General features: G+C 61.7%; 13 protein-coding genes. 7 read left to right on the top strand and 6 right to left on the bottom strand.

Annotated elements, in window-relative coordinates; all coding sequences use genetic code 11:
• Positions 1–9 precede the first annotated feature (9 nt).
• Together KP701_RS06975 and KP701_RS06970 are read left to right on the top strand one after the other, a co-directional pair.
• A complete protein-coding gene (locus KP701_RS06975; protein ID WP_215746496.1) occupies positions 10–714 on the top strand; it encodes a pirin family protein in 705 nt (234 codons plus the stop codon).
• Positions 715–878: 164 nt separating this feature from the next.
• On the top strand, positions 879–1,277 hold the full coding sequence (locus KP701_RS06970) for a YidB family protein (RefSeq protein WP_215746495.1): 399 nt from the start codon (positions 879–881) through the stop codon (positions 1,275–1,277).
• A 64-nt stretch (positions 1,278–1,341) separates the two neighbouring features.
• Here KP701_RS06970 and KP701_RS06965 read toward each other — a convergent pair whose 3' ends face one another.
• Positions 1,342–2,313, bottom strand: coding sequence for an EAL domain-containing protein (locus KP701_RS06965; protein ID WP_215746494.1), 972 nt, complete (start codon positions 2,311–2,313; stop codon positions 1,342–1,344).
• 292 nt (positions 2,314–2,605) lie between these two features.
• On the opposite strand from KP701_RS06965, the gene KP701_RS06960 reads away from it, so the two are divergent.
• Positions 2,606–3,889, top strand: a complete 1,284-nt coding sequence (locus KP701_RS06960) for an MFS transporter (RefSeq protein WP_215746493.1) — start codon at positions 2,606–2,608, stop codon at positions 3,887–3,889.
• Here the strand turns inward: KP701_RS06960 and KP701_RS06955 are convergent.
• From KP701_RS06955 to KP701_RS06945, 3 genes are all read right to left on the bottom strand, one after another.
• Positions 3,886–5,493, bottom strand: a complete 1,608-nt coding sequence (locus tag KP701_RS06955) for an NAD(P)/FAD-dependent oxidoreductase (RefSeq protein ID WP_215746492.1) — start codon at positions 5,491–5,493, stop codon at positions 3,886–3,888. The genes KP701_RS06960 and KP701_RS06955 overlap by 4 nt on opposite strands.
• On the bottom strand, positions 5,493–6,110 hold the full coding sequence (locus KP701_RS06950; protein ID WP_215746491.1) for a TIGR00645 family protein: 618 nt from the start codon (positions 6,108–6,110) through the stop codon (positions 5,493–5,495). Before KP701_RS06950 ends, KP701_RS06955 begins: the two co-directional genes overlap by 1 nt.
• Positions 6,111–6,174: 64 nt before the next feature.
• On the bottom strand, positions 6,175–6,756 hold the full coding sequence (locus KP701_RS06945) for a DJ-1/PfpI family protein (protein WP_215746490.1): 582 nt from the start codon (positions 6,754–6,756) through the stop codon (positions 6,175–6,177).
• 159 nt (positions 6,757–6,915) lie between these two features.
• Between KP701_RS06945 and KP701_RS06940 the strand changes: the two genes are divergently transcribed.
• From KP701_RS06940 to KP701_RS06930, 3 genes are all read left to right on the top strand, one after another.
• Complete coding sequence (locus KP701_RS06940) at positions 6,916–7,971, top strand: cation diffusion facilitator family transporter (RefSeq protein ID WP_215746489.1); 1,056 nt, start codon at positions 6,916–6,918, stop codon at positions 7,969–7,971.
• A 9-nt stretch (positions 7,972–7,980) separates the two neighbouring features.
• The gene (locus tag KP701_RS06935; protein WP_215746488.1) at positions 7,981–8,874 is read left to right on the top strand and encodes a cation diffusion facilitator family transporter; all 894 of its coding nucleotides are present in this window, start codon (positions 7,981–7,983) and stop codon (positions 8,872–8,874) included.
• 198 nt (positions 8,875–9,072) lie between these two features.
• A complete protein-coding gene (locus KP701_RS06930; RefSeq protein ID WP_371818909.1) occupies positions 9,073–10,515 on the top strand; it encodes a chloride channel protein in 1,443 nt (480 codons plus the stop codon).
• Positions 10,516–10,539: 24 nt separating this feature from the next.
• Here the strand turns inward: KP701_RS06930 and KP701_RS06925 are convergent, their stop codons facing one another.
• A complete protein-coding gene (locus KP701_RS06925) occupies positions 10,540–11,349 on the bottom strand; it encodes a phosphatase PAP2 family protein (RefSeq protein ID WP_215746487.1) in 810 nt (269 codons plus the stop codon).
• Between the two features lie 145 nt (positions 11,350–11,494).
• On the opposite strand from KP701_RS06925, the gene KP701_RS06920 reads away from it, so the two are divergent.
• A complete protein-coding gene (locus KP701_RS06920) occupies positions 11,495–11,800 on the top strand; it encodes a SelT/SelW/SelH family protein (RefSeq protein WP_215746486.1) in 306 nt (101 codons plus the stop codon).
• A gap of 12 nt (positions 11,801–11,812) precedes the next feature.
• Here the strand turns inward: KP701_RS06920 and KP701_RS06915 are convergent, their stop codons facing one another.
• Entirely contained in the window at positions 11,813–12,184 is a 372-nt protein-coding gene (locus KP701_RS06915) for a response regulator (RefSeq protein ID WP_215746485.1), read from the bottom strand.
• Positions 12,185–12,195: the final 11 nt, after the last annotated feature.

Raw genomic sequence — 12,195 nt, 5'->3', positions numbered from 1 at the left:
CATGATCCCATGCTGGACATCAGACCTTTCAAGACCCTCGGTCATGCCAACCATGGCTGGCTCGACGCCCGCTACCATTTCTCCTTCTCGGACTATCACGATCGCAACCGCATGCACTGGGGACGCCTGCGCGTCTGGAACGACGACCGCATCGCGCCCCATAACGGCTTTGGCGCGCATCCCCATCGCGACATGGAAATCATCACCTATGTCCGTACGGGAGCCATCACGCATGAGGACAGTCTCGGCAATCGCGGCCGCACCGAAGCAGGCGATGTGCAGGTCATGTCAGCGGGAAGTGGCATTATCCATTCCGAATTCAACCGGGATGACGACGCCACGACGCTCTTCCAGATCTGGCTGATCCCGGATGAAACGGGCAGCACACCGTCCTGGGGGACACGTCCTTTTCCCCGGCACGAGCGCAACGGCCGGTTCGTTCCGCTCGCATCCGGCTTTCCGGAAGACAATGCACTCCCGATCCGTACCCGCGGCCGGGTTCTCGGAGCGACGCTGAAGGCAGGAGAGACGCTGACCTACGAGACGGATCGCAGCATGTTTTCCTATTTCGTTCCCGCCACTGGCAGCGTGGAAATCGATGGCCGGATTGTCGGACACAGGGATGGCGCCGCCATTCATGACGTGGAGCGCTTCACGATCACCGCGCTGGAAGATGCGGAAATCGTTCTCGTGGAAAGTGCCGCGCTCCGCTGAAACGAGCCATGCAGCGGATTGTGACAACACCCGGAGATTCTGTGACAGATCACACAGAAAGGTGTTGTCCCGGTCGCGCAGCCTTCAGTCCTGAAGGGCGTTGTGATCGCAGGGCCACCAGCCCGGCAAAGGCCCGTTTTCTCCTGAGATGAAGGAGCCTGACAATGACCATTCAGAACACATTCACAACCAAGTCTCCGGTATCCGGCAAAGGCCAGACCGAAGCCCAGGCCGCAACATCCGTGTTCACCCGTTTCGGTGACTGGCTGAGTGGCGCAAGCACGGATCGTTCCGGCCTGACGGAAGTCACCATCAAGATGATGAAGGAGGACTGCCAGTTCGCCACCACCATCAGCGAAATCCGGCTTCCTCCTTCAACGCCCCTGTCTCCCGAACAGGTCGAGGACCTCATGGGAGAAAAGCGGCTGAACTATATCTGTGACCAGACCGGCCAGTCGCCTGAAGCCGTTGAAACGGCACTGACCGAAGTGCTGCCGATGCTGGCCACCATGCTCCGGGAAAATCCGGAACGCCTCTTCAGCTATCAGTGCAGAATCAACTGAACGATCCTCTCCCGTTCTGACAGGTGGTCCTGTTCCTTTCCGGCCAATACGGCGGAAGGTCTCCTCAGAGACCTTCCGCCGTTCTTGCCATACGACGACGGCGCGGAACCCCCGCGGCTTCCTCGAAGCGCTCGCTGATCTGCGCGGTCGTTTCCGGTGCAGCCAGCACCGTTCCGGATGCCTCGACACATCCGACTTTCTGTACGAAAGCCAGAAGCTCGGGAAGATCCACGCCGATACTGCGGACCTTCAGGCCCAGGGCCTTCACGGTCTCAAGAGCTGCGCGGTAAAAGACCGTGGCGGATTCATCCAGCAGCGGAGCATCACCGGACTGACGCCAGGTCATGCCGGAGGGCGCGAGCATGGATGCATCGAACTGAACCCCGTCCAGCAATCCTCCCATCGCGCGTTCCCGCAGAAGACTCAGACTGGAAGGCGCGCTGCCAAACCCGCCCAGAAAAATCTGGCACCCCTGATCGCGCAGCGCTGACAACGTGTAACATGTTTCCTTGTCGTCCTGCGCCAGACCACTTTCCTGAAACACGAGATCAAGCCGGCTGACCGGAAAACCGCTGTCCTGAAGAACGGTATTCAGGCGGTTGTTGAAATCTCCATCCGGTGCCTGATCGTCTTCCAGCGAGACCATCAACCGCATGCCTTTCGGCCATGTCGCAGCCTGTGCACAGGCATTTCCCAGCAGATCCGAGTCAAATTCCCGCTGCTGCTGACCCAGGCTCTTGCGCCGGCTCTTGCGCAGGGTTCGGCGTGGAACCGAGAGCCAGAGCTGGCTCATGTCCACCTGCGCCCCGATCACCCTGTCTGCTCCACTGCGGCCCACCACGAAGCGCGGCAGCCATCGCAGAGGGGGCAGCGCACTTTTCTGGCGCGCTCTCCGACTCCTTAATGTCGTTGCAAACATCCCTGCGCTGGAAGCAGTCATCGATAAGGCGTGGCCGGTCTTGCCTTTCGGCAGGTCGGACAGTCCTTCTGCCATGACTGTCCGGCCGGCATGCAGGTCCTGAGGGGCTGCCGGCACCGAAGTCGCTCCCTGTCCTAGATCATCCAATGCGGACACCTCCGTTCTTCATGTCGGGGACAATGCCGCTCAAGAGCCTAATTTTTCCTTAATGGAATGGGTTTTTATGGCGCGATCCGGGCACACGTCGCGCTCTCATACCCGCCCGGCCTATCCATTCCCTGGCCCCCCGAACTCTTCGTTCGATCAATCCGGACAAAGCTGTTACGGTTTCCCGCCCGGACGTTCTTCCGGGCCTGTGACACCCCTTCGGCACGGCTTCTCTCCGATGCCGGAACAGGACCCATTCTGCATGACGGATGCCACCACCCGCTCCGCCGTAACCTCTTCTTCCCAAGGCTCCCTGAGCGCCCTCCTGCCCTACTGGCAGGTCACTTTTGCGTCTTTCCTGGGCTGGTTTCTGGATGCTTTCGACCAGACGACGCTCATGTTCACGCTGCCGGACATCGCCCATGATTTCGGGTGTACGATCGCCGATCTGGGGGCCGTTCTGATGGGACAGTCCATCGGTCGTGCTGTCGGGAATACCGGCTGGGGATGGCTGGCCGACCGCTACGGTCGCAAGCCGGCCTTCATGCTCGGCGTGATCTGGTTTGCGGTCTTTTCGGCTCTGACAGGCCTCTCCCATCACTTTTATGTGCTCATGGCCGTACAGTTCATGTTCGGAATCGGCTTTGGGGGCGAATGGACCGCCTCGGCCGCGCTTCTGATGGAAAGCGTCCCTGCCTGGACACGGCCCATGGCCTCCGCCCTCATGATGTCCGGCTATGAAGTCGGCTATTTTGTCGCGGCCGGCGTGCAGGCTCTGATCCTGCCGCATTACGGCTGGCGCGTTCTGTTCTTCATCGGTCTGGCCCCCGCCGCTCTGGCGCTGTTCATCCGGATTGGCGTACCAGAAAGCCCGGTGTGGCTTCGCAACCGCGAAGCACGTCTGGCACAGGGACGAAAGGAGCATGCGCCGCCCCAGTTGCGTCCGAAATTCCGTCTGACGGGCGCAGCCTTTCAGGCCATTGCGTTCATGAGCTTTCTCGAATTCCAGAAAGCCGCGATCTACACCTATTATCCGACAATTCTGCGCGGCAGCCATCATCTGACCCAGCAGGCGGTCTTCTGGCCGGTTACGCTCTACTGCATCGGATCGTTCAGCGGAAAGGTCTTCTGCGGCTGGCTGGCAGAGCGGTTCGGGGAAGTCCGCGTCATGCTCAGTGCGCTGGTTGTCGTGATGCTGACAATCTGGCCATTCCTGAGCGCCCCAGGCTGGAACATGCTGCTGGTCGCTGCCTTCGTCATGGGCGGGGCCGCTTCAGGCATCTTCGCGCTTGTCCCACATTATCTGGCGCAGCGCTTCCCGTCCGACACACGCAGCTTCGGCATGGGGCTGGGCTATGCGCTCGGCTCCATCGGGCAGGGCATGGCACAGAAATTCGTGCCCATGTTCGGACCCACAGCCCTCACCCTGCCGCTGTCAGCGGAAATCTTCGTACTGGGCACCAGCCTCGTGACCGGTGCCATCGCCCTTATCCGCCCGAAAGAACTTCCGGGCGAACATATGGAAGGTGACGAGACGGCCTCTTAAAGCGAGGCCGCCAGCCACTCCGCCGCACGGATGCCGTCAATCCCGGCGGACAGGATCCCACCAGCGTATCCTGCGCCCTCACCGGCCGGAAACAGACCCCGCAATGTCGGACTCTGGCCCTCACGGTCACGCCGCAGACGGATCGGAGAGGACGTCCGCGTTTCCACGCCGGTCATGACCGCATCTTCCATCGAAAATCCGCGCAGCTTGCGCTCGAACTGCGGCAGGGCCTCGCGGATGGCATCCGTCACGAAAGTCGGCAGGCATTTCGTCAGATCCGTCGGCGTCACACCCGGCTGATAGGATGGCACTACCGCACCAAGCGATGTGGACGGGCGAGCGGCCAGAAAATCTCCGACCCTCTGGGCCGGGGCATTGTAGTTGTTGCCCCCCGCAACGAACGCCGCTTTTTCCCATTTCCTCTGGAAGGCCATGCCACCCAGTACGTCGTCCGGGAAATCCAGCTCGGGCTTCACCTCGACGACGATGCCGCTATTGGCATTGCGCTCGGCCCGCGAATACTGGCTCATGCCGTTGGTAACGACCTGTCCTTCTTCGGATGTCGCCGCCACGACCTGCCCTCCCGGGCACATGCAGAACGAATAGACCGCACGGCCATTCGACGCATGATGGACGAGTTTGTAATCCGCCGCCCCCAGCATTTCATGCCCGGCGCTCGCCCCGAAACGGGCCACGTCGATCACTGACTGCGGATGCTCGATCCGCACACCAATAGAGAACGGCTTGGCGTCCATTTCCACCTGAGCGTCGCGAAGCATCTCGAACGTATCACGCGCCGAGTGTCCGACAGCCAGAATGACACGTTCCGCCGGCAGCGTTTCGCCACTGGACAGATGCAGGCCGCGCAGACGACGCTCCGTGCCCTCACCTTCCATTTCGAACCCTTCGACACGGGTCTCGAAACGGTACTCGCCGCCCAGACGCTCGATCTCGGCACGGATAAACATGACCATCGTGACCAGACGGAACGTGCCGATATGCGGCTTGGAAATGGTCAGGATTTCTTCCGGAGCTCCCGCCCGTACGAATTCTTCCAGAACATGCCGCCCCAGATGTCGCGGGTCCGAAACACCCGAATAGAGCTTGCCGTCCGAGAACGTCCCAGCTCCGCCTTCGCCGAACTGCACGTTACTCTCAGGCGTCAGGACGGATTTGCGCCACAGGGCAAACGTATCGACTGTCCGCGCCTTTACGTCCTTACCACGCTCGATGATGATGGGTTTCAGCCCGGCCTGTGCCAGCGTTAGCGCCGCCATAATCCCGCACGGTCCCGCGCCGATCACGACAGGACGCGGCATGCCTTCAGGCAACGTCGCTTTCGGCGCATGATACGTCGTGTCCGGCGTCGGACGCACATGCTGGTCGCCCTCATGCGCTGCCAGCACCGCAGCCTCGTCAGCAACATCGCAGTCCACATTATAGACCAGCACGATATGGCCGCGCTTGCGGGCATCATATCCACGACGCGCGACATGCAGGGACTTCAGGTCTTCAGGGGCAATGTTCAGGCGCGCGAGCACTGCTTCGCACAAAGCCTCCTCCGGATGGTCCAGTGACAGGCGCAGTTCGGTAATGCGGATCATCAGTGGTGCCCGTCTCCTGCCGTTTTCGAGACAGGCGGTGCAGGATCAGCGTGATGCGTGTCAGGCGAGCCTTCCATGATCCGGTCCATGATGGCCATCAGCACACCGGACACGACGAAGGCCAGATGGATGCCAACGCTCCATTCCAGAGCGCGCGTTGACGTTTCATCCACGCGGATGAAATCGGCCAGTACATGGATCGCGGACATCGCCACGATCGACGCCATGAGCTTGATCTTGATGTCCCCGAACGTGACATGCCCGATCCAGCTCGGATAATCTTCGTGCGTACGGATATCGAGGCGGGAAACGAAGTTCTCGTAGCCTGAGAACATCACGATCAGCAGAAGATTGGCCAGCAGGACCAAATCGATCAGGTCCAGCACGCCGACGAACACGTCGTCGAAATCCAGCCCCGTCGCCTTCAGCACCAGCCCGATCAGTTGCTGGAAAAACTTGAACGCCACCAGCAGCAGCCCGATCGTCAGGCCGAAATAGAGCGGTGCGGCGATCCATCGGGTCGCAAAGAAGGCGCGCTCCATGAAGCCTTCGGCACGGCCGAAACTGCCGGTACGTCGGGTGGACTGCGGATCGGGAGAATGAGAGGAAGTCGTCATGCTTCCTCTCTACGATTTCAGGCCGCGTTTCGCCACAGTGTTGTGAACGCCGCCGGTGAATCCCTTACGGCGTGATCTGCGTGCCCAGAACCTTGAGGAACTGTCCGATCCAGGCCGGATGCGCAGGCCAGGCCGGTCCCGTCACGAACTGCCCGTCCGTCACCGCACCATCCATCGGGACGGACTGGTACTCGGCACCGGCGAGCAGCACTTCCGCCCGGCATGCCGGATAGGCCGAAATCTTCTTTCCCTTGATGACACCCGCTGCCGCCAGAAGCTGCGGACCGTGACACACTGCCGCAACCGGCTTGCCGCTCTCCACAAAAGCGCGGACCAGATCCAGCACGCTTTCATCAGTGCTGAGCTGTTCCGGCGCACGACCGCCCGGAATGACCAGCGCGTCATAGGCACCGGCCGTCACGCCCGCATAGGTCGCGTTCAGCGTGAAGTTATGGCCGCGCTTTTCGGTATAGGTCTGGTGCCCCTCGAAATCATGAATGGCCGTGACGACCAGCTCTCCGGACTTCTTGCCCGGCGAAACGACATCCACCTTGTGCCCGACCAGAAGCAGCATCTGGAACGGCACCATGATTTCATAATCCTCGACGAAATCACCCGCGATCATGAGAATACGCTTTTCAGCCATCGTCTCTTTATCCTTCTTCGTGTGCACATCCTGACGCATCAGGAGCGCTGCCGTTCATATCAGTCACGACACCATGCCATGCACGGTTCGGCAATAGATATGGGACGGCCGCCTCACATGCAGTAAGGTCGGCTTTCAATTCTCACAGCACTGGCCTCCATGACCCCGGATCCCCATCACGACTGCGCCTGCGATCACGCTCATCATGGCACCACCGTTCCGCATGAGCATCACGCACATGACCATGCGGACCACGATCATGATGACCATCACCATGATCACGACCATTGCGACGGGCACAGCCACGGTTTCGGATTCGGCCACCAGCACGTCCATGCTCCCGCCAGTTTCGGCATGGCGTTTGCAGTCGGCATCACCCTGAACACGGCCTATGTCGCGGGTGAGGCCCTGTGGGGCGTCTGGGCGCATTCGCTGTCCCTTCTGGCCGATGCGGGCCACAACCTGTCGGACGTGCTTGGTCTCGCGGGCGCCTGGCTGGCGCAGGTTCTCGCCACGCGCCCGTCCAGCGCGCGGTTTACCTACGGCCTGCGACGCTCGACAATCCTCTCGGCTCTCGCGAACGCCATGATCCTGCTGCTCGTCACCGGTGGCATCGTCTGGGAATCCGTCCTGCGCCTGTTCTCGCACCAGAATGTCCAGGGCGAGGTCATCAGCTGGGTCGCGCTGGTCGGGATCGCCGTCAATGCCGTGACAGCCCTGCTCTTCATGAAAGGCGCCTCGAGCGATCTCAACGTGCGCGGCGCATTCCTGCACATGGCGGCCGATGCTGTCATGGCCTTTTCAGTCGTCATCGCGGGACTGCTGATCGCGTTCACGGGCTACACGATGATCGATCCGATCATGAGCCTGATCGTCTCCGTCTCCATTGTGATCGGAACATGGTCGCTGCTGCGAAGTTCGCTGGATCTGGCGCTTGATGCGGTTCCGGCAGGGATCGATCCTGATGCCGTGCAGGCCGCCCTCCTGTCGCTTGATGGCGTCTCCGAACTGCATCACCTGCACATCTGGGCCATGAGCACGACCGAGACGGCCCTGACTGTCCATCTCGTCTGCGATCCCACGAAACCCGTCAGCACGGATCTTGTCATCGCCCGCGCCGCAGAACTGGTCCGGACGCGTTTTGATATCGCCCATCCCACTTTTCAGCTTGAAACACAGCCCTCGGTCTGCGACACGCACCAGCCCTGCTGCTGAGGACCTGTCATGACATCCACCCGCATCAAGGTCGCCCGCGCCTCCATCGTGCTGAGTGTGGTGGTGCTGGCCATCAAATACGCGGCCTACGTGGTCTCGGGCTCGGAAGCCCTGCTTTCGGACGCGATCGAGACCATTCTGAATGTCGTCGCAGCCGTCGGCACGCTCTGGGCCATGTCCGTCGCGGCCATGCCCGCCGATGACAACCACCCCTACGGTCACGGCAAGGCGGAATATCTTTCCGCAGTCATCGAAGGCGTGCTGGTCGTCCTCACGGCCATCGGCATTCTGGTCATTGCCATCCATGACTGGCGCCATCCCGAACCGGTCAATGCACCCTTCCAGGGCGTGGCGCTCAACGCGCTGGCCGGTCTGGTCAATCTCGCATGGGGCCGCACCCTGATCACGGTCGGCCGCAAACAGTCCTCACAGGCGCTTCAGGCCGCGGGCGAGCATGTCGTGTCGGATGTCTGGGCCACGATCGCGCTCGTGATCGGCGTCTCGCTGATCCCGCTGCTCAAATGGGACCGGCTCGATGCCGTACTGTCCGCACTGGTGGCGCTGAACGTCATGCGCGCGGGCTTCTCCATGATGAAGCACTCCCTGTCCGGGCTGATGGATGAAGCCCCTTCGCCCGAGCAGATGGATGCGGTCAAGGCTGTCATTTCCGAGAGCGCCACGGGTGCGCTCGAGGCCCATGACCTGCGCATCCGCAAGGTTGGCGCCCTGTCTTTCGTGGAGTTCCACCTCGTGGTTCCGAGCACGCTCACGGTGCACGATGCCCACGAGATCTGCGACCAGATCGAAGCCGCCATCCGCTCCGAACTCGGCCGAGCCTCCATTCACATCCATGTTGAGCCCGAAGACAAGGCCAAGCATTCCGGTGCGCTCGTCCTGACATAACCCACCATGACTGCGGAGAATCCGCATCAGACTGTGCGGTTTATGACACATATCCAGACGGATTGAGCCCCCTGCCCCCCATCGGGCAAGAACTCTTGACCCCTTTCCCGCGTTAATGGCACGTGCAGAACATCAGCGCACGGGCCTGAACCGGGCGTCTCTTCCACACCCCGCCCCTCCCTCCCGGACGTCCGAATATTGGCTGATACACCGCCTCCTTCACCCGTCGCCGCCGTCCCGCCCGAGCCTCCGTTCCCGGAAGCCCGCTCCTCGCAGCATGCCATGCGCCGCAAGGACCGCATCCTGCATCTGCGACGCTCGGCGAAGGTCACGACGCACCAGTGGCGCCGCACAGCGGTCTACTGGGTGGGTGCGGTTCTGGTGGGCATCGTGGCGGTCCTGTTCGCCCGGCTGGGTGACTGGGCGGCAGGTGTACGCCATCAGATCGTAGGCTGGCACCCCACCGCCATGCTGGTTGTCGCTCCTGCAGGACTCGCCCTCATCACCTGGGCCACACGCACCATCTTCAAGGGCGCGCAGGGCTCCGGCATCCCGCAGACGATCGCGACACTACACATCGAGAACGTTGCCGTCGTGGACCGCGTCCTGTCTCTCAAGACGTCCCTTGGCAAAATCCTGCTGACGTCTTTCGGGCTGATCTGCGGCGCATCCATTGGCCGTGAAGGCCCCAGCGTACAGGTCGGCGCGTCCATCATGCACGCCTTCTCCCGGCTGCTTGGACAGTCGAACATCACCGCACGGCGCAGCATGATTCTGGCCGGTGGGGCTGCCGGCATGGCCGCCGCCTTCAACACGCCGCTCGCGGGAATCATGTTCGCCATCGAAGAGCTATCCCACTCCTTCGAGCAGAAGGCCTCGGGGCGTACCCTGACCGTCGTGGTTCTGTCCGGTGTCACCGCCATCGCGCTGATCGGCAATTACACCTATTTCGGCCATGCGGATGTGGACGTGCCGGTCGGCACGGCATGGATCGCGGTGCTGACCTGCGGCATCCTCGGTGGCCTTGCAGGAGGCAGCTTCTCGGCCATTCTCATCAAGGCCTCACGCGGCATTCCCGGAAGGGTGGGGCAGTTCGCTGCCAAACGCCCGATCGCCTTTGCCGCAGCCTGCGGATTCGTGCTGGCCCTGATCGGCCTTGTCTCCAAGGGGGCGACTTATGGCACGGGCTATGATCAGGCCCGCGCCATCTTCAACGGGACCGAGCACTACCCGGCCTCGTTCTTCATCCTCAAATATCTGGCGATGATCGTCTCGTACTGCTCCGGCATCCCGGGCGGCATGTTCGCGCCCTCGCTCGCCATCGGGGCGGGGATCGGCGGCTGGGTGGAGCAGTTCCTGCCCCACACTACGCCCGGCGCAGTCGTACTGCTTGGTACGGTGGCGTATTTCTGCGGCATGTCGCAGTCGCCCCTGACAGCAACGATCATCGTCATGGAAATGTGCGACAACCAGCAGGTCACGCTGGCGCTTCTGGCCACGTCCTTTCTGGCATTCGGCGTCTCAAAAATGATCTGCCCGCATTCGCTCTACAGCAGTCTGGCCGACCGCTTCATGGAAGCCAATGACCGAGGCGCTCACCATAATCATCCACCGCCTGCTGACAGGAAACAGGTGCCCTGATCCCTCCGGGCACCTGTCACGAACTTAAGGTTCGGTGAGCAGGGAATGGATCGCGGCGTCATGCTCGACGGCACACGTCCCCGCTTCAGGAGCCGGGGCCGTTCCCTGCATGGCCAGCAGTTCCTGCCGCGCCGACGCCAGATCGTCCTGAAGTTCCGGCCGCGCCAGCAGCACGTCCATCAGCGAGGACGCGTTCAGATATCCTGCCTGAACATCCGACTTCCAGTGCGCCCCGCAGACGATCCGGCTTTCCCCGAACACACGCCCGCGCTGGAGAATGGCCGAGGCATGTTCCGGCATCAGATGCGCCAGAAGCAGCGCCATCCCGTATCCCGCCGTCGTATGACCTGACGGATAGGACGCGTTCAGCCCCAGACCTTCGGGAGACGTACAGATCGGCAGATTCGTGCCCACGAACGGCCGCGTACGGTGCCAGTATTTCTTCACGTCCGAAGTCCGGTGTCCGACAGCATGGCGTATCCGCTCCAGCACGCGGGCCAGATGCGGCGCCTTTGCCAGATCGATCTCGAAACCCGCCGCACAGGAGAAATCCCGGACCAGATGCGCCGGATCCAGATCTGCATCGCTCTGCGCCAGTTTCCAGCGCGGCGTATCCTTCAGCGCACGCGTGACATGAAACACCCGGTCGTCATCACTCTGCGCAGCACTTCCGGGGGCGGGCGGCGGAGCCAGGACGAGGCGCTCGTCCGGAGCCGCACTGTCAGGCAGGATGCCGCCCTGGGCGGTAGCGGACGTATGCGCCGCAGGTGCGCAGGCGGAAAGAACAGTCGCACACAGGAGCAGTGCCGCGGGCAGACGAAAGGCAGGACGCATAAGCCGGAAAATCCAGTCAGGAAAACGGAATGAGGAACCAGTCCGTATCCTTAACGTTCACGGCTGCGGGCGCGAAGGCTTTTACGTATGAAACTCTTATGAGACTGTCTCGGGACAAACATTCCAAAGCCTCCCCAGGATCTTCATGACACCTGTTTCACCCCGTGTTTCCATCCGCTACTGCACGCAGTGCAACTGGCTGCTCCGCTCGGGCTGGATGGCGCAGGAGCTGCTCTCCACCTTCGGTCAGGCCCTCGGCGAAGTGGCGCTCATCCCCGATACGGGTGGCCGATTCGAAATCCATGTGAACGAAACGTTGATCTGGGAGCGCAAGCGCGACGGCGGCTTTCCTGGTCCGAAAGAACTGAAACAGCGCGTCAGGGACATCATTGCCCCCGAACGCGACCTCGGCCACACGGACCGGACCTCGGATCCGCAGCCGGAACGCTGAGGCACAGTCCGATCAGGGCATCGTCTCGAAAGCCTGCCTGACCCGGTCCAGACTGTAGGGCTTGGGAACGAACAGTCCGCGCACAGGCAGCCGAACCTTATCCGCAGGCATGTCGGCGGAGGTCAGAATGATCTTCACGGGGGGCCAGCGCTTCCGGGCCGTGGCAGCCAGTTTCTGGCCGTCCTCACCGCCTGGCAGGTGAATATCCGCGAACAGGTACCGGATCGTCGGATCGGTTTCGAGAAGCACAATGGCCTCTGCCGTCGTACGCGCGCTCAGGGTCCTGAAACCGGCATTCGCGAAGTAGTCCTCCGTCATCATACGGATGAAGACAATGTCTTCGACGATAAGGATCGTGGGCCGTGTGTCAGGGTCCTCCGGCATGTAAAACGGGT

Source organism: Gluconobacter sp. P1C6_b (genome assembly GCF_018811945.1).
Lineage (GTDB): Bacteria > Pseudomonadota > Alphaproteobacteria > Acetobacterales > Acetobacteraceae > Gluconobacter.
This window is presented reverse-complemented; position numbering and strand designations above follow the sequence as displayed.